Here is a 15,532-nt window from a genome sequence, read left to right as displayed (position 1 = left end):
ATCGATCGCAAGCGGATTCGGCGGAGCGGCGCGGCAATTCGATGCTGCGTCGCACCGACGCCCGGCCAACGGGATGCTGCGTCAGCGCGTGCGGATCGCGGCTCGGCGAGCCTTCGCTGAGTGTCCGGGAACCGACGAACGCCGGGCCCCGCGAGCGACAAGGGAGGGGTGCGGCGCGCCCGGGCGGCGAACGCCCTCAGACGGCCAGCCCGTAGAACCGCGCCGCGTTGCCGCCGAACACCTTGGCCATGTCGTCCACGCCGAAACGGCGTCCCAGAAGAACGCGCGCCGCATGGGCGACCTCGCCGTAGGAGGCGGCCAGGGTCGCCACTGGCCAGTCGGATCCGAACAGGAGGCGATCCGCGCCGAAGCAGGCGGCCACGTGGTCGACATAGGGTTCGAGATCGGCCAGCGCCCAGTCGGCCTTCGCCTCCGTCACCATGCCGGACACCTTGCAGCACACGTTCGGGAAGGCGGCGATCGCCGCGATGTCGGCGCGCCATGGGTCGAGCGCGCCCGAGGCGATCGACGGCTTGGACAGGTGGTCGACGACGGCCCGCAGCCCCGGCACCCTCTCCAGGGCCTCGGCGACGTGCGGCAGGTGCCGCGGAAAGGTCAGGATGTCGAAGGCGAGGCCGGTGTCGGCGACGCGGCGCAGGTTGTCGAGCACGCGCGGACGCAGGATGAAGGCGTCGTCGTCGAGGCCCTGGAGCATCGGGCGCAGGCCGACGAGATGCGGGTTCGCGCGGTGGTGCGCGAGCCGCTCGGGAAAGCCGTCCGAATCCATGTCGAGCCAACCGACGACGCCCGCGACGAAGGGCGTGCGGGCGGCGATGTCGAGCAGGAATTCGGTTTCCGCCTCCGTCGCGGCCGCCTGCACCAGGACCGTCCGGTCGATGCCGGCGCGGCGCAGCAGCGGCTCGAGGTCCTCAGGCATGAAGTCGCGCACCAGCGGCTTCACGCTGTCGTCCAGCCAGCCGTAGTCGCCGCGCGACAGGCGCCAGAAATGCTGATGGCTGTCGATGGTCGTCACCCGTGGGGCGGAAGTCATCGGTGCGGCACTCCCCTTCGCGAAACGCCCCTCTGCCGGCGGCAGGCGGCATGCGCCGGCACGCCATAGGCCTTTCGCGCCCGCCGCGCAAAGCCGGCCGACGATCCGCGCCTCTCCCGGGAGACGCCCGGTAGGGTTAACAGAAGGTTACGTTTGTTCCGCGCCGGTGCCCACGCGATATCTTCGGAAACGCGAAGGGAGTTCCGCCATGCTGCCCCTGATGCCCGGACCGGACCCGAGCGCCTTCGGCGCGTTGGCGGCCATTCTGCTCGTGGGAGCGGGAGGAGCGCTCGTGGCAATCGCCGCGCTCGTCGGATGGACCGCGCTGGAGTTCGTCTGCCTGCTCGAAGGCTACGGCGAGACCTGAAAGGGCAAGGTCACCCGGCCGGCGGGCGGGCCACGAAACGAGCGCCCGCCAGAAGCGCCTCGGCGAGGCGGCACGCGGCCCCCGCGGCTTCCGCCATCTGCGGAAGGACCAGCCATTCCAGCGTCCAGGCGGCGCCCGACCGCTCGTTCTCGTGAACCATCGACTGCGACAGGATCCCCAGAAGACCGGCATCGAAGCGAGCGAGCGACACGAGCGCCTCCGCGCCCACCGGGTTCTTCTTGTGCGCCATGGCCGAGGAGCCCCCGCCGCCGGAGAGCTCGATAGCGGCCATCCCGGTCTGCGCCATCAGGGCCACGTCTTGGCCGATCTTGCCGAGCGTGCCTGTGAGGAGCGCCAGGGCATGGGCGATGTCGAGGACGGCCGTGCGGTCGGCGTGCCAGGGCGGGCTGTCGCGCAAGGCGAGGCGGCGGGCGAGATCGGCCCGCAGGGCGGGATAGAGGGGGCCGAAGCCGTCGCCGTTGCCCACCGGGCCGCCGAGCTGCACGGGAAGGTCGGCGGCCAGCGCGGCGAGCCGGGCGCGGTGCGCCTCCAGCGGGCGCCGCCAGGTCGCGAGTTTGTCGGCGGCGCGAAACGGCAGCGCCGCCTGCATGCGCGTCCAGGCCATGAGATCGAGGCCGCCTTGCGCCTCCGCCATGCCGTCGAGCCGGGCCAGAAGCGCCTCGACGCGCCCGCCGAGAAGCGCGAGCACCGCCCGCATCCGCAGCATCAGCCCGGTGTCCACCACGTCCTGACTGGTGGCCCCGCGGTGGACATGGGCGCCGTGCGGCGCGCCGACCCGTTCGCGCAGCGCCTTCACCAGGGCCGGCACCGGCACGCCGTCGCGCCCCATGCCGGCGCGCACGGCGTCGAGTTCCCCGAACGGCGCCGCGCAGACGTCGCGGATCGCGCCGGCGGCCTCGGCCGGAACGATGCCGAGCGCGGCCTGCGCCTCGGCCAACGCCGCCTCGAAGCGCAGCATCGCCGCGATCTCGGCCTCGGCGGCGAAGTGCGCGCGGATCTCGCGGTCGCCCGTCAGACCTTCCACCAGCGGCATCGCTCCCGCCGCGCTCACGCCCGCTCCAGCGCGACGGCGATGCCCTGGCCGACGCCGATGCACATGGTGGCGAGGGCTCGGCGCTTGCCCGTGAGGGAGAGCTCCAGCGCAGCCGTGCCGGCGATGCGCGCCCCCGACATGCCGAGCGGATGGCCGAGCGCGATCGCGCCGCCGTTCGGGTTCACCCGCGCGTCGTCGTCCGCGATCCCGAGGTCGCGCAAGGTGGCGAGCCCTTGGCTGGCGAACGCCTCGTTCAGCTCGATCACGTCGAAGTCGGTCTGCGTCAGCCCCAGGCGGACCATCAGCTTCTTCGAGGCCGGGGCCGGGCCGAAGCCCATGATGCGCGGCGCGACGCCCGCCGTCGCGCCTCCGAGGACGCGCGCGATCGGCGTCAGGCCGTGGCGGCGCGCGGCGTCCTCCGACGCCACGATCAGCGCCGCCGCCCCGTCGTTCACCCCGGACGCGTTGCCCGCCGTCACCGTGCCGCCCTTGCGGAACGGGGTCGGGAGCTTGGCCAGCGCCTCAATGGTGGTGGCTCGGGGATGCTCGTCGCGATCAACGACGACGGGGTCGCCCTTGCGCTGAGGAATGGTGACGGGGACGATCTCTTGCGCCAGTCGGCCGTTCGCCTGCGCCGCCGCCGCCTTGTCCTGCGAGCGCACGGCGAAGGCGTCCTGATCCTCTCGGCTGACCTGAAAATCCTCGGCGACGTTCTCTCCGGTCTCCGGCATCGAATCGACGCCGTACTGCTGCTTCATTCGCGGATTGACGAAGCGCCAGCCGATCGTCGTGTCGTGGATCTCGGCATGGCGGGAGAAGGCCGTTTCCGCCTTCGGCATGACGAAGGGCGCGCGGGACATGGACTCGACGCCGCCCGCGATCACCAGCTCCGCCTCGCCCGCCTTGATGGCGCGCGCGGCCGTGATCACGGCGTCCATGCCGGACCCGCAGAGGCGGTTCATCGTCGTGCCCGGCACGGTCTCGGGCAAGCCCGCCAAGAGCAGCGACATGCGGGCGACGTTGCGGTTGTCCTCGCCGGCCTGGTTGGCGCAGCCGAAGATCACCTCGTCCACGGCACCGAAGTCCATGGACGCATGGCGCTCCATCAGCGCCTTGAGCGGCACGGCGCCGAGGTCGTCGGCGCGCACGGAGGACAGAGCCCCGCCGAAGCGGCCGATAGGCGTGCGAAGGTAGGCGCAGATGAAGGCCTCGGCCATGCTCAAAGCTCCGGGGTCACGAGGTCGGCGACGGTCGATGGCACCACGAGTTCGGCGCCGGTCCGGGCCTGCAGGTCGTCCACCGACAGCGACGGCAGCTTCTCGCGCAAGACGAAGCGCCCGCCCTCGATGTCGATCACCGCGAGGCTCGTGTAGACGCGGGTGACGCAGGCGACGCCCGTCAGCGGCAGCGAGCACCGTTTCACGAGCTTCGGCTTGCCGTCCTTCGTCACATGGTCGGTGATGACGGCGACGCGTTTTGCGCCGTGCACGAGGTCCATCGCCCCGCCGACCGCCGGCACGCCCTTGGGGCCGGTCGACCAGTTGGCGAGATCGCCCGTCTCGGCCACCTCGTAGGCGCCGAGGATCGCGACGTCGAGGTGTCCGCCGCGCACCATGGCGAAACTGTCGGCATGGTGGAAGAAGGCGGTACCGGGCTTCAGGGTCACGGCCTTCTTGCCGGCGTTGATGAGGTCCCAGTCCTCCTCGCCGGGCTTCGGCGCCTCGCCGAAGCCGAGGATGCCGTTCTCGGTATGGAAGATCGCCTCGCGACCGGGCGGCTGGAACCGCGCCACCATCTCGGGGAAGCCGATGCCGAGGTTGACGTAGGCGCCGTCCTGGATGTCCTGCGCGGCGCGCCAGGCGATCTGGGTGGAAGACAGCTTGGCACTCATGCGGCCCGCTCCGGGTAGACCGCGTCGGCGCGGTTGAGCTCTTCTTCCTGCGCGGGGTTCGCGACCTCGACCACGCCTTGCACGAAGATGCCGGGGGTCACGACGCTCTCGGGGTCGATCGCGCCTGGCTCGACGATCTCCGACACCTGCGCGATCGTCGTCGTGGCGGCGGTCGCCATCAGCGGGTTGAAGTTGCGCGCGGCCTTGTTGAAGACGAGGTTGCCGAGCCGGTCGCCCTTGTAGGCCTTGATCAGCGCGACGTCGGCCTTCAGCCAGAGCTCGCGCACATAGGGACGCCCGTCGAACTCCTCGACGGGCTTCCCCTTGGCGAGGTCCGTGCCGTAGCTCGTCGGCGTGTAGAAGGCCGGAATGCCCGCCCCGCCCGCGCGGATGCGCTCGGCGAGCGTGCCCTGCGGCACCAGCTCCAGCTCGATCTCGCCGGCGAGACACTTCTCGGTGAAGACGCGCGGATCGGCCGAGCGCGGGAAGGAACAGACGAGCTTGGCGACCATGCCCTGCTCGATCAGCGCCGCGAGGCCGACATGACCGTTGCCCGCGTTGTTGTTGACGACGGTGAGGTTCCTTGGCGAGCCCGTGGCCAAGAAGCGGTCGATCAGCGCGTGGATCAGCTCGATCGGCGCGCCCGAGCCGCCGAAGCCGCCGATCATCACCACCGCGCCGTCGGCGATGCCGGCCACCGCCTCGGCGAGGCTGGGAAGGGTCTTGTCCATGGTGGTCCTCACATGTCCAGGAAGACGGTCTCGCGCTCGCCCTGCAGGCGGATGTCGAAGCGGAAGACCGGGACGCCGTCGCGCTCGGTGCGCGGGGCGATCAGCGTCGCGCGACGGGCCGGCTCGGGAATGCGCGCCAGCAGCGGATCCTGCGCGTTGGCCGCCGCCTCGTCGCCGAAATAGAGCCGGGTGTGGAGGCCGAGATTGATGCCGCGCGCGACGATCCACACCGTCACGTGCGGCGCCTGGAGACGCCCGTCCGGCCAGGGAACCCGGCCGGGGCGGATCGTCTCGAAGCGGAACGACCCGTCCGCGTCGGAGACCGGTTGGCGGCCCCAGCCGGCAAAGGCCGCATCGGCCTTTCCCCGCGTCTCGGCGGGCGAATTGTGCAGGCCCTCGGCGTCCGCCTGCCAGATCTCGATCAGCGCGTCCCGCACGAGGGCGCCCGCCCCGTCCGTCAGCGTGCCCTCGACGATCACGCGCTCGCCTCGAGTGTCCGGCCCTACCAGCACGAGGCCGAGATCGGCCTTCCAGACGCCGGTGATCTCGACCCAGTTCGGGTTGGTGCCGATATGCACATAGGGGCCGGCGGTCTGCGACGGCGATTCCTTCAGGTGGTCGAGGCGCTGCACCATCAGTTGCCCTCCATCCGGTTCTCGAACAGGGTCGAGCGCCGGCCGCGCAGAACGATGTCGAACTTGTAGGCGAGGCTGTCCATGGGGATGGTGGCGTTGCGGTCGAGCGCGGCGACGAGCTGCTCGATCGCCGCCCGGTCGGGAATGGTGCGCACGATCGGACATTGGCAGATCATCGGGTCGCCCTCGAAATACATCTGGGTGACGAGGCGCTGGGCGAAGGCGTGGCCGAACACGGAGAAGTGAATATGCGCCGGGCGCCAGTCGTTGACGCCGTTGGGCCAGGGATAGGCGCCGGGCTTGATCGTGCGGAACTCGTAGCGCCCTTCCCCGTCGGTGATCGCGCGCCCGCAGCCGCCGAAGTTCGGATCCAGCGCGGCGACGTAGCCTTCCTTTCGGTGGCGGTAGCGCCCGCCCGCGTTCGCCTGCCAGAACTCCACCAGCACCCCGCGCACCGGCCGGGCGTTCTCGTCCAAAACACGCCCGTAGACCACGATCCGCTGGCCGATCGCCTCGGCCCCGTCCTTGGCGAAGTTGCGGATCAGGTCGTTGTCGAGCGGCCCCAGCATGTCGTGGCCGAAGACCGGGCCGGTCTCCTCCGACAGGCTGGTCGGCAGCGACAGGAGCGCCTGGCTCGGCGAGCGCAGGATCGAGGTCTTGTAGGACGGCGTGAGGGCCGGCGGATGCCAGGTCCGGTCGCGCTGGAAGTAGGAACCGCTCATCGAACCGTCTCCTCCATGTCGGCCAGGGTCTTCTTGGCGATCTTGATGGCGTGGTTGGCCGCCGGCACGCCCGCATAGACCGCGACGTGCAGCATGGCCTCGGCGATGTCGTCGGCGGAAGCCCCGGTGTTGTGCGTCGCGCGCACGTGCATGGCCACCTCCTCGTCCTGGCCGAGCGCGGCCAGGAGCGCCAGGGTGACGATGGACCGTTCGCGCCGGGTGAAATGCGGGCGCGACCAGACCGAGCCCCAGGCGCCTTCGGTGATGAACCGCTGGAACGGCGCGTCGAACGGGGTCGTCGCGGCGGAGGCGCGGTCCACGTGGGCGTCGCCCAGAACGCTGCGGCGCACCGCCATGCCGGCGGCGAGGCGGTCGACCGGGCCGTCCCCGGCGCCGGCGGCACCTCCGACGTGGTCCGCGATCAACGCTGCGAGTTCGGCGGGACGCTCCAGACAGGGCAGATGGGCGGCACCAGCGATCACCGCGAAGCGCGCGCCCGGAATGCGCTCGGCCGTGGCGCGGACGAGGTCCGGCGTGGTGGACCGGTCGTCCTCGCCCGCGATCGCAAGGGTCGGGGCGGCGATGCGGGACACGAGCGCGGTGTGGTCGGCCTCGCGAAGCGCGGCGCAGGCGGCGATGTAGCCCTCGGGCGGCGTCGCCTCCATCATCGCGCGCCAGCCGGCGAGGCGCGCCGGATGCGCGCCCAGAAAGGCCTGCGAGACCCAGCCGCGCAGCACCGTCTCTCCGATCGCGGCCAGCCCGCCCGCTCGCACCGCCTCGATCCGGGCGGACCAGCTCTCCGCCGTGCCGATCCGCGCGGCGGTGTCGAGGAGCACGAGGCGTTCGACGCGCTCCGGCGCGTGGATCGCCGCGTGCTGGGCGATCAGCCCGCCGATGGAGAGCCCGACCAGCGAGGCCGAGCGCCAGCCGAACGCGTCCATGAGACCGAGGAGGTCGTCCGCCAGCCCCGCGATCGTATAGGGCCCCGGCGTCACCTCGCTGAGCCCGTGGCCGCGCATGTCGAAGGTCAGGATCTCGAAGCGGTCGGCCAGATGCGCGACGACCTCCTCCCAGATCCGCAGGTCCGAGCCGAGCGAGTTCAGGAACACGAGGCGGTCGGCGCCCCGCCGGCCGTCGAGCCGATGATGGATCGCGATCGCGTTGGCGCCGACGAATGCCATGAAGGACCTCCCTGTCGATCCCGCAGTAGACCCGGCGAACGGTCATGTAAAATGAGCACGCATGCCGATTTCATAACCAGAAGGTTATTTGCCTTCGGGATGCTGTCGATGCCGCGCCGCCCCCTGGCTGCGGACCGCATTGCCCGGCGCCCGGCCGGATCATAGAACCGGCCTATGATCGACCGCTATCATCTGCGCTACTTCCTCGCCGTGGTGGACACGGGCAACTTCTCGCGTGCGGCGGCCGCCTGCAACGTGTCGCAGCCGACCCTGTCGGTGGGCATCGCCAAGCTGGAGCGCGGGCTGGGGCGGGCGCTGTTCCACCGCACCAACCGGCGCGTCGAGTTGACCGAGGCCGGCGCCGGCCTCCTCGCCCATGCGCGCGCCATCGAGGCCGGCTTCGCGGCAGCCGAGCGCGAGGCGGCCGGCACGGTGCCGGTGCGCACGACGCGCCTCGGCGTGCTCGCCACCACGCCGCGCCGCTGGATCGAGGCGTTCCTGGCGCGCCGGCGCACGGATCCGGGCGCCGAGCGCGTGGAGATCGTGGAAGGCAGCGAGCGCGATCTTCGGGCGCGCCTCTCGCGCGGGCGGATCGACATGGCGCTGACGATCCTGCGCGACCCGGCCGAGCGCGCGGCGGCCCGACCGCTCCTGTCCGAAGGCTACTCGCTGGCGCTCGGCGCCTCGCATCCGTTGGCCGGGCGCGGCGCGCTGACGGCCGAGGACCTCGTGCACGAGCCGATGATCGTGCGCCGGCACTGCGAGCTCCTGTCCGAGACCAGCCGCTTCTTCACCGCGCGGGGCATCCGGCCGTTCTTTCCCGCGCGCACCACGAGCGACGACATGGCGCTGGCCTACGTGCGCGCCGGCCTCGGGATCACCGTGATGCCGGACGGGTTCCGCGAGGCGGGCGTCGCGCGCGTGCCGCTGGCGGACTTCGCGTTCCGGCGCGAGCTCGGCCTGGTCTTCGCGCCGCATGCGGACGCACGCGCGCTAGGCACTGATCCGGTCGCCGACGCGCTGGCGGAGGCGATCCCCGCGCCTGGCGGCGAGCCCCTGTCATAGACAAAGTCTATGGCTTGCCGGCACATCTTTCAATTTTGCGGGGCGTCCCGACACGCCTAGTGTTTCCGGAAGGCAGCTTGGGAGGGCGCGATGGCGGACCTGGACTTCGGCCTCGGCGACATGGCGGACGCGATCCGCGACACGACGCGGCGCTTCGCGCTGGACCGGATCGAGCCCATCGCGGCCGCGGTGGACCGCGAGGACCGCTTCCCGCGCGAGCTCTGGCCCGCCATGGGGGCGCTCGGCCTCCATGGGATCACGGTGGAGGAGGAGCACGGCGGGCTCGGGCTCGGCTATCTCGAGCACCTGGTCGCCTGCGAGGAGGTGAGCCGTTCGTCGGCCGCGGTCGGCCTCAGCTACGGCGCCCATTCCAACCTCTGCGCCAACCAGATCCGCCGTTGGGCGAACCCCGAGCAGAAGGCGAAGTACCTGACCGGGCTCGTCTCGGGCGAGCACGTCGGCAGCCTGGCCATGTCGGAGGCGGGCGCCGGCTCCGACGTCGTCTCGATGAAGCTGCGGGCCGACAGGGTGGACGGCGGCTGGCGCCTCAACGGCACCAAGTTCTGGATCACCAACGCCTCGCACGCCGATACGCTGGTGGTCTACGCCAAGACCGCGCCCGAGGCCGGCTCGCGGGGCATCTCCACCTTCCTGATCGAGAGGGACATGCCCGGCTTCCGGATCGGCCAGCGAATCGACAAGCTCGGCATGCGCGGCTCGCCCACGGCCGAGCTGGTGTTCGACGACTGCTTCGTCGCCGAAACGCAGCTCATGGGCCCGCTGAACGGCGGCGTCGAGGTGCTGATGTCGGGGCTGGACTACGAGCGCGTGGTCCTGTCGGGCATCCAGATCGGCATCATGCAGGCCTGCCTCGACGTGGTGCTGCCCTATGTGCGCGAGCGCCGGCAGTTCGGCCGTCCGATCGGCGAGTTCCAGCTGATGCAGGCCAAGGTCGCCGACATGTATGTCGCGCTGAACGCCGCGCGCTCCTACGTCTACGCGGTCGCGCGGGCCTGCGACACGGGGCGCGTCACGCGCTTCGACGCGGCCGGCTGCATCCTGTTCGCCTCCGAGAGCGCGGTGCGGGTCGCCGGCGAGGCGATCCAGGCGCTCGGCGGCGCGGGCTACACCCGGGACTGGCCGGTGGAGCGGTATTGGCGCGACGCCAAGCTGCTCGACATCGGCGCGGGCACCAACGAGATGCGACGCATGCTGGTCGGCCGCGAGCTGATCCGCCACGACGCGCCCACCATTCAGTAGAGGCGCCATGCCGATTCTCCGATCCCTGACCGACACCAGCTCGCAGAGCTTCGCCGAGCGCGCCGCGCACAACCGGGCGCTGGCCGAGACGCTGCGCGAGCGGACCGCGAGAAGCGCGCTCGGCGGCCCGCCCGAGCACCGCGCCCGCCACGTCGCCCGCGGCAAGCTCCTGCCGCGCGAGCGCGTGGCGCGCCTCCTCGACCCCGCCTCCCCGTTCCTGGAGATCGGCGCCCTGGCGGCCAACGGGCTCTACGGCGACACGGCGCCCGGCGCCGGCATGATCGCCGGCATCGGCCGCGTCGCGGGGCGCGACTGCATGATCGTCGCCCACGACCCGACGGTGAAGGGCGGCGCCTACTTCCCGATGACGGTGAAGAAGCACCTGCGGGCGCAGGAGATCGCGCTCGAGAACCGGCTGCCCTGCCTCTATCTCGTGGATTCGGGCGGCGCGAACCTGCCGCACCAGGCCGAGGTCTTCCCGGACCGCGACCATTTCGGCCGCATCTTCTTCAACCAGGCGCAGATGTCGGCGGCCGGCATTGCGCAGATCGCCTGCGTCATGGGCTCCTGCACGGCGGGCGGCGCCTATGTGCCGGCGATGTGCGACGAGACGGTGATCGTGCGCGACCAGGGCACGATCTTCCTAGCCGGGCCGCCGCTGGTGAAGGCGGCGACCGGCGAGATCGTGTCGGCCGAGGAGTTGGGCGGCGCCGACACGCACGGCCGCCGCTCGGGCGTCGTGGACCACGTGGCGCGCGACGACGAGCACGCGCTCGACATCGTGCGCGACATCGTGGCCTCGCTGAACCGCGTGAAGGAGGTCGGGGTCGAGCTCGCGCCGCCGCGCCCGCCCCTCCACGACCCGGCCGAGCTCTACGGCATCGTGCCGACGGACCTGCGCACCACCTACGACGTGCGCGAGGTGATCGCCCGGCTGGTGGACGGGTCCGAGCTGCACGAGTTCAAGGCGCTCTACGGCACCACGCTCGTGTGCGGCTTCGCCCGGCTCTGGGGCATGCCGGTGGCGATCCTCGCCAACAACGGCGTCCTGTTCTCCGAGAGCGCGCTGAAGGGCGCCCATTTCATCGAGCTCGCCTGCCAGCGCCGCGTGCCGCTTCTGTTCCTCCAGAACATCTCGGGCTTCATGGTGGGCGCGCGATACGAGGGCGAGGGTATCGCCAAGAACGGCGCCAAGCTGGTGACGGCGGTGGCCACCGCCACCGTGCCGAAGATCACCGTCCTGATCGGCGGCAGCTTCGGGGCGGGCAACTACGGCATGTGCGGCCGGGCCTACTCGCCGCGCTTCCTGTTCACCTGGCCCAACGCGCGCATCTCGGTGATGGGCGGCGAGCAGGCGGCGAGCGTGCTGGCCACCGTGCATCGCGACGCGGCCACCTGGACGCCGGAGGACGCCGAACGCTTCAAGGCGCCGATCCGCCAGACCTACGAGGACGAGGGAAACCCCTACTACGCCACGGCCCGGCTCTGGGACGACGGCATCGTCGATCCCGCCCAGACGCGCGACGTCCTCGGCCTTGCCTTCTCCGCCACGCTGAACGCGCCGATCCCCGAGCGCCCGCGTGCCGGCCTGTTCCGAATGTGACGCCGATGATCCCCAGCCTCCTGATCGCCAACCGGGGCGAGATCGCCCGCCGCATCGCCCGCACGGCCCGGCGCCTCGGCATCCGAACCGTGGCCGTGCATTCCGACGTCGACGCCGCCATGCCCTTCGTGCGCGAGGCGGACGAGGCGGTGTGCATCGGCACGGCCGCGGCCGCCGACAGCTACCTCCGGCAGGACCGCATCCTGGACGCGGCGCGGCGCACGGGCGCCGCCGCCGTCCATCCCGGCTACGGCTTCCTGTCGGAGAACGCCACCTTCGCCGAGGCGGTGGAGGCGGCCGGCCTCGTCTGGGTCGGCGCGCCGGCCGCCGCGATCCGCGCCATGGGGCTGAAGGATGCCGCCAAGGCGCGGATGATCGAGGCGGGCGTGCCGGTGACGCCGGGCTATCTCGGCGCCGACCAGTCGCCCGAGCGGCTGGCGCGCGAGGCCGAGGCGATCGGCTATCCGCTGCTCGTCAAGGCGGTGGCCGGCGGCGGCGGCAAGGGCATGCGCCGGGTGGACCGGCCGGCGGACTTCGCCGCCATGCTCGAAAGCTGCCGTCGCGAGGCGGCCGCCGCGTTCGGCGACGACCGCGTCCTCCTGGAACGCTACGTCACCGCTCCCCGGCACATCGAGGTGCAGGTGTTCGGCGACCGGCACGGCAACGTCGTCCACCTGTTCGAGCGCGACTGCTCGCTCCAGCGCCGCCACCAGAAGGTGATCGAGGAGGCGCCCGCCCCCGGCATGACCGACGCGGTGCGCACCGCCGTGTGCGAGGCGGCCGTGCGCGCGGCCCAGGCCGTCCGCTACGTGGGCGCCGGCACGATCGAGTTCATCGCGGACGGGTCCGATGGCCTTCGCGCCGATCGCATCTGGTTCATGGAGATGAACACGAGGCTTCAGGTCGAGCATCCGGTGACCGAGGCGATCACCGGGCAGGACCTCGTGGAATGGCAGCTTCGCGTGGCCGCCGGCGAGCCGCTGCCGCTCACGCAGGACCAACTCACGATCCGGGGCTGGGCGATGGAGGCGCGGCTCTACGCCGAGAACCCGGCGACCGGCTTCCTGCCCTCCACCGGGCGGATCGGGCGGCTGCGCTTCCCGGCGGGCGTGCGCGTCGACAGCGGCGTCGAGGAAGGGGGAACGATCACGCCCTTCTACGACCCGATGATCGCCAAGCTGATCGTGCGGGGCACGACGCGCGGGGAGGCCGCGCTGCGCCTCGCCGAGGCGGCGCGCGAGACGCAGGTCTGGCCGCTGCGCACCAATGCCGGCTTCCTCGCCCGTGCGGCCGCCCATCCCGACTTCGTCGCCGGGCGGGTGGACACCGGCTTCATCGCACGCCACGGCGAAGGGCTGATCCCCTCCGGCGAGCCGCCCGACGAGGCGGTGGCCGCCGCCGCCGCCGCCATGCTGCCGGTCCGGACCGGCGATCCCTGGGACGACCTGGCGGGTTTCCGCCTCAACGCCGCGTCCGAGACGGCGGTGGATCTCGAGGTGGGGGGCCAGCCGCGCCGCGCCGTGCCGCGCGCCGACACCCGCGCCACCATCGCCGACGGCGTCGTGTTCCTGGACGGCGAGGCCTTCGCCTTCGGCGCCCGCCGTGCGGAAGCGGACGGGGCGGCCGGCGAAGGCGACGGGGCGATCCTGTCGCCCATGCCGGGCGCCGTGACCAGCGTCCTGGTGGCGGAGGGGCAGCGGGTCGCCAAGGGCGAGACACTCCTGGTGCTGGAAGCGATGAAGATGGAGCAGGCGTTGCTGGCGCCCTTCGACGGGACGGTGGCGGAGCTGCGCGCCGCGCGGGGCGCGCAGGTGCCCGAGGGCGCCCTGATGATCCGCATCGAGCGGGGAGAGGACTGATGGCCGGGCGCTGCTTCGAGGACTGGACGGTGGGCGAGCGCATCGTCCACGAGATCCGCCGCACGGTGACGGAGACCGACAACCTCCTGTTCACGGTGATGACCCACAACCCGCAGCCGCTGCATCTCGACGCCGAGGCGGCGCGCGCCAGCGAGTTCGGGCAGATTCTCGTCAACGGCACCTTCACCTTCTCGCTGATGGTGGGACTGTCGGTCGCCGACACGACGCTGGGAACGCTGGTGGCCAATCTCGGCTACGACAAGCTCGCGATGCCCGCCCCCGTCTTCATCGGCGACACGCTGCGCGCCGAGACCGAGGTCCACGCCCTGAAGGCCAGCCGCTCGCGGCCCGAGGCTGGCATCGTGACCTTCGCCCACCGGATGCTGAACCAGCGCGACGAGACCGTGTGCGAGTGCCTGCGCACGGCGCTGGTCCGGCGGCGGGAGGCGGCATGAGGCTGCGCTCGCTCCTGTTCGTTCCGGGCGACCGGCCGGACCGTTTCGCCAGGGCCGAGGCCAGCGGCGCGGACGCGCTGATCCTCGATCTCGAGGACGCCGTGGCCGCCCCCGCCAAGGACGCCGCGCGCAGGGCCGTCGCCGAACGGCTGTCGGCCGGGCGCGGCGGCGCGCAACTTCTGGTGCGCGTCAATCCGCTCGGCACCGCGCTCTTCGACGCCGACCTCGAGGCGCTGGCCGGCCTTGCGCCCGACGCCGTGATGCTGCCGAAGGCGGAGGGCGCGGCGAGCGTCAGGGCCTGCGCCGGGCGGCTCGCCCGGGCCGGGATCGATACGCCGGTGCTGCCGATCGCCACCGAGACGCCCGCGGCGATCTTCCAGCTCGGCAGCTATCGCGAGGCGTCCGCGCATCTGTTCGGCCTCACCTGGGGCGCGGAGGACCTGCCGGCCGCGATCGGCGCGGCGGCGAGCCGCGACGAGGCGGGCCGCTTCACGCCGCCCTACGAGATGGCCCGGTCGCTCGCCCTGTTCGCCGCCCACGCGGCGGGCGTCGCGGCGATCGAGACGGTGTACCCGGCGCTGCGCGACCCGCAGGGGCTCGACGCCTTCGCGCGGCGCGCGGCGCGCGACGGGTTCACCGGCATGATGGCGATCCATCCGGCGCAGGTCGCCGCGATCAACGCGGCCTTCACCCCGGACGCCGAAGCCGTGGCGGCCGCCCGGCGCATCGTCGATGCCTTCGCCGCCGCGCCGGACGCCGGGGCGCTGCAGGTCGACGGGCGCATGGTGGACGCACCGCACCTCGCGCAGGCCCGAACACTCCTCAACCGTGCGGGAGACGACGCATGACCACGCCCGAGCCCGCCTGCTTCTTCGAGCGCGAGAGTGCGGACGCGTTTCGCGCCACCCGCCTCGTGGGTGGCGCCTGGAACCCGGACGAGCAGCACATCGCGCCGGCGCTCGGACTGATCGGCCATGCGATCGAGACCGACCTCCGACGCCGGCGCGGCGACGAACCGCTGCGCCTGGCGCGCGTGTCCTACGACATCCTGGGCGTGATCCCGATCGGCGTCGTGACGCTGGAGGTCGGCGTGCTCCGGCCGGGGCGGACGATCGAGCTCGTGGAGGCGCGCCTCTCGCACGAGGGCCGGCCGGCGGTCCTGGCGCGCGCCTGGCTGCTGAAGGACTACGACACGCGCGCCATCGCCGGCACGGCGCTTTCGCCCATGCCCGGACCCGACGCGATGCCCGCCCACACGTTCGACGGCACCTGGGGCGGCGCCTGCATCTCGACGCTGGAGACGCGGCGCGAGCCGATCGCCCAGGGGCGCGCGCGCGGCTGGCTGCGCACGGACGTGGCGCTGGTCGGCGGAGAGGTCGTCAGCCCGACCGCCCGCACGCTCGGCCGGGTCGATTTCGCCAACGGCATCGTCCCCCGCCTCGGGCCGGAAGCCGCCCTGTTCCCGAACGTCGACCTGACGGTGCATCTCCTGCGCGAGCCGGCCGGCGAGTGGCTGGGCTTCGACACGGCGGCGAGCTTCGGCCCCGGCGGGATCGGCCTGACCCATTCGATCCTCCATGACGAGGCCGGCCCGCTCGGCTCGCTCGCCCAGAGCCTGACGGTGCGCCCGCGCTGAGGCGCGGCCGAACCCCGAACCG

Annotated in this window: 16 protein-coding genes; 8 read left to right on the top strand and 8 right to left on the bottom strand. The window is 72.2% G+C overall.

Annotated elements, in window-relative coordinates:
• Positions 1-196: 196 nt before the first annotated feature.
• Entirely contained in the window at positions 197-1,051 is an 855-nt protein-coding gene (locus tag D3218_RS14470) for an amidohydrolase family protein (protein WP_119540798.1), read from the bottom strand.
• A gap of 208 nt (positions 1,052-1,259) precedes the next feature.
• Here D3218_RS14470 and D3218_RS19805 point away from each other — a divergent pair, with 208 nt between their 5' ends.
• Positions 1,260-1,418: a hypothetical protein gene (locus D3218_RS19805; protein ID WP_168990533.1), complete on the top strand. Its 159-nt coding sequence runs from the start codon at positions 1,260-1,262 to the stop codon at positions 1,416-1,418.
• Between the two features lie 10 nt (positions 1,419-1,428).
• On the opposite strand, the gene D3218_RS14465 is transcribed toward D3218_RS19805, so the two are convergent.
• From D3218_RS14465 to pcaDC, 7 genes are read right to left on the bottom strand one after another with little or no spacing between them, the layout of a single operon-like run.
• The gene (locus tag D3218_RS14465; RefSeq protein ID WP_119540797.1) at positions 1,429-2,472 is read right to left on the bottom strand and encodes a 3-carboxy-cis,cis-muconate cycloisomerase; all 1,044 of its coding nucleotides are present in this window, start codon (positions 2,470-2,472) and stop codon (positions 1,429-1,431) included.
• Positions 2,473-2,486: 14 nt separating this feature from the next.
• Entirely contained in the window at positions 2,487-3,689 is a 1,203-nt protein-coding gene (gene pcaF, locus D3218_RS14460) for a 3-oxoadipyl-CoA thiolase (RefSeq protein WP_119540796.1), read from the bottom strand.
• A gap of 2 nt (positions 3,690-3,691) precedes the next feature.
• Positions 3,692-4,363 carry a 3-oxoacid CoA-transferase subunit B gene (locus tag D3218_RS14455; RefSeq protein WP_119540795.1) on the bottom strand — a complete coding sequence of 224 codons (672 nt, stop codon included), beginning with the start codon at positions 4,361-4,363 and terminating at the stop codon, positions 3,692-3,694.
• The gene (locus tag D3218_RS14450) at positions 4,360-5,094 is read right to left on the bottom strand and encodes a 3-oxoacid CoA-transferase subunit A (protein ID WP_119540794.1); all 735 of its coding nucleotides are present in this window, start codon (positions 5,092-5,094) and stop codon (positions 4,360-4,362) included. The genes D3218_RS14455 and D3218_RS14450 overlap by 4 nt, the downstream gene beginning before the upstream one ends.
• 8 nt (positions 5,095-5,102) lie before the next feature.
• Positions 5,103-5,729 carry a protocatechuate 3,4-dioxygenase subunit alpha gene (gene pcaG, locus D3218_RS14445; protein WP_119540793.1) on the bottom strand — a complete coding sequence of 209 codons (627 nt, stop codon included), beginning with the start codon at positions 5,727-5,729 and terminating at the stop codon, positions 5,103-5,105.
• Positions 5,729-6,451 (bottom strand): protocatechuate 3,4-dioxygenase subunit beta, encoded by a 723-nt coding sequence (pcaH, locus tag D3218_RS14440; RefSeq protein WP_119540792.1) that lies wholly within the window; start codon positions 6,449-6,451, stop codon positions 5,729-5,731. Before pcaH ends, pcaG begins: the two co-directional genes overlap by 1 nt.
• The gene (pcaDC, locus tag D3218_RS14435; protein ID WP_119540791.1) at positions 6,448-7,632 is read right to left on the bottom strand and encodes a bifunctional 3-oxoadipate enol-lactonase/4-carboxymuconolactone decarboxylase PcaDC; all 1,185 of its coding nucleotides are present in this window, start codon (positions 7,630-7,632) and stop codon (positions 6,448-6,450) included. Before pcaDC ends, pcaH begins: the two co-directional genes overlap by 4 nt.
• A gap of 174 nt (positions 7,633-7,806) precedes the next feature.
• On the opposite strand from pcaDC, the gene D3218_RS14430 reads away from it, so the two are divergent.
• The 7 genes from D3218_RS14430 (at position 7,807) to D3218_RS14400 (ending at position 15,510) form a co-directional block, all read left to right on the top strand.
• Positions 7,807-8,697: a LysR family transcriptional regulator gene (locus tag D3218_RS14430; RefSeq protein ID WP_119540790.1), complete on the top strand. Its 891-nt coding sequence runs from the start codon at positions 7,807-7,809 to the stop codon at positions 8,695-8,697.
• Positions 8,698-8,787: 90 nt separating this feature from the next.
• Positions 8,788-9,957, top strand: coding sequence for an acyl-CoA dehydrogenase family protein (locus tag D3218_RS14425; RefSeq protein WP_119540789.1), 1,170 nt, complete (start codon positions 8,788-8,790; stop codon positions 9,955-9,957).
• Between the two features lie 7 nt (positions 9,958-9,964).
• Entirely contained in the window at positions 9,965-11,560 is a 1,596-nt protein-coding gene (locus D3218_RS14420; protein ID WP_119540788.1) for a carboxyl transferase domain-containing protein, read from the top strand.
• 5 nt (positions 11,561-11,565) lie between these two features.
• Complete coding sequence (locus D3218_RS14415; protein ID WP_119540787.1) at positions 11,566-13,419, top strand: acetyl/propionyl/methylcrotonyl-CoA carboxylase subunit alpha; 1,854 nt, start codon at positions 11,566-11,568, stop codon at positions 13,417-13,419.
• Complete coding sequence (locus D3218_RS14410; protein WP_119540786.1) at positions 13,419-13,874, top strand: MaoC family dehydratase; 456 nt, start codon at positions 13,419-13,421, stop codon at positions 13,872-13,874. The genes D3218_RS14415 and D3218_RS14410 overlap by 1 nt, the downstream gene beginning before the upstream one ends.
• Entirely contained in the window at positions 13,871-14,722 is an 852-nt protein-coding gene (locus D3218_RS14405; RefSeq protein WP_119540785.1) for an HpcH/HpaI aldolase/citrate lyase family protein, read from the top strand. Before D3218_RS14410 ends, D3218_RS14405 begins: the two co-directional genes overlap by 4 nt.
• Positions 14,719-15,510: a thioesterase family protein gene (locus D3218_RS14400; RefSeq protein ID WP_119540784.1), complete on the top strand. Its 792-nt coding sequence runs from the start codon at positions 14,719-14,721 to the stop codon at positions 15,508-15,510. Before D3218_RS14405 ends, D3218_RS14400 begins: the two co-directional genes overlap by 4 nt.
• Positions 15,511-15,532: the final 22 nt, after the last annotated feature.

The organism is Aureimonas flava (assembly GCF_003583935.1).
GTDB lineage: Bacteria > Pseudomonadota > Alphaproteobacteria > Rhizobiales > Rhizobiaceae > Aureimonas > Aureimonas flava.
Note: the sequence above shows the minus strand (reverse complement) of the source record. Positions and strands in the feature narration are given on the sequence as shown.

What these genes read in the sequence shown, in the direction of transcription:
- D3218_RS14470 (WP_119540798.1), bottom strand. Translation starts at nt 1,051, where the DNA reads ATGACTTCCGCCCCACGGGTGACGACCATCGACAGCCATCAGCATTTC.
- D3218_RS19805 (WP_168990533.1), top strand. Translation starts at nt 1,260, where the DNA reads ATGCTGCCCCTGATGCCCGGACCGGACCCGAGCGCCTTCGGCGCGTTG.
- D3218_RS14465 (WP_119540797.1), bottom strand. Translation starts at nt 2,472, where the DNA reads ATGCCGCTGGTGGAAGGTCTGACGGGCGACCGCGAGATCCGCGCGCAC.
- pcaF (WP_119540796.1), bottom strand. Translation starts at nt 3,689, where the DNA reads ATGGCCGAGGCCTTCATCTGCGCCTACCTTCGCACGCCTATCGGCCGC.
- D3218_RS14455 (WP_119540795.1), bottom strand. Translation starts at nt 4,363, where the DNA reads ATGAGTGCCAAGCTGTCTTCCACCCAGATCGCCTGGCGCGCCGCGCAG.
- D3218_RS14450 (WP_119540794.1), bottom strand. Translation starts at nt 5,094, where the DNA reads ATGGACAAGACCCTTCCCAGCCTCGCCGAGGCGGTGGCCGGCATCGCC.
- pcaG (WP_119540793.1), bottom strand. Translation starts at nt 5,729, where the DNA reads ATGGTGCAGCGCCTCGACCACCTGAAGGAATCGCCGTCGCAGACCGCC.
- pcaH (WP_119540792.1), bottom strand. Translation starts at nt 6,451, where the DNA reads ATGAGCGGTTCCTACTTCCAGCGCGACCGGACCTGGCATCCGCCGGCC.
- pcaDC (WP_119540791.1), bottom strand. Translation starts at nt 7,632, where the DNA reads ATGGCATTCGTCGGCGCCAACGCGATCGCGATCCATCATCGGCTCGAC.
- D3218_RS14430 (WP_119540790.1), top strand. Translation starts at nt 7,807, where the DNA reads ATGATCGACCGCTATCATCTGCGCTACTTCCTCGCCGTGGTGGACACG.
- D3218_RS14425 (WP_119540789.1), top strand. Translation starts at nt 8,788, where the DNA reads ATGGCGGACCTGGACTTCGGCCTCGGCGACATGGCGGACGCGATCCGC.
- D3218_RS14420 (WP_119540788.1), top strand. Translation starts at nt 9,965, where the DNA reads ATGCCGATTCTCCGATCCCTGACCGACACCAGCTCGCAGAGCTTCGCC.
- D3218_RS14415 (WP_119540787.1), top strand. Translation starts at nt 11,566, where the DNA reads ATGATCCCCAGCCTCCTGATCGCCAACCGGGGCGAGATCGCCCGCCGC.
- D3218_RS14410 (WP_119540786.1), top strand. Translation starts at nt 13,419, where the DNA reads ATGGCCGGGCGCTGCTTCGAGGACTGGACGGTGGGCGAGCGCATCGTC.
- D3218_RS14405 (WP_119540785.1), top strand. Translation starts at nt 13,871, where the DNA reads ATGAGGCTGCGCTCGCTCCTGTTCGTTCCGGGCGACCGGCCGGACCGT.
- D3218_RS14400 (WP_119540784.1), top strand. Translation starts at nt 14,719, where the DNA reads ATGACCACGCCCGAGCCCGCCTGCTTCTTCGAGCGCGAGAGTGCGGAC.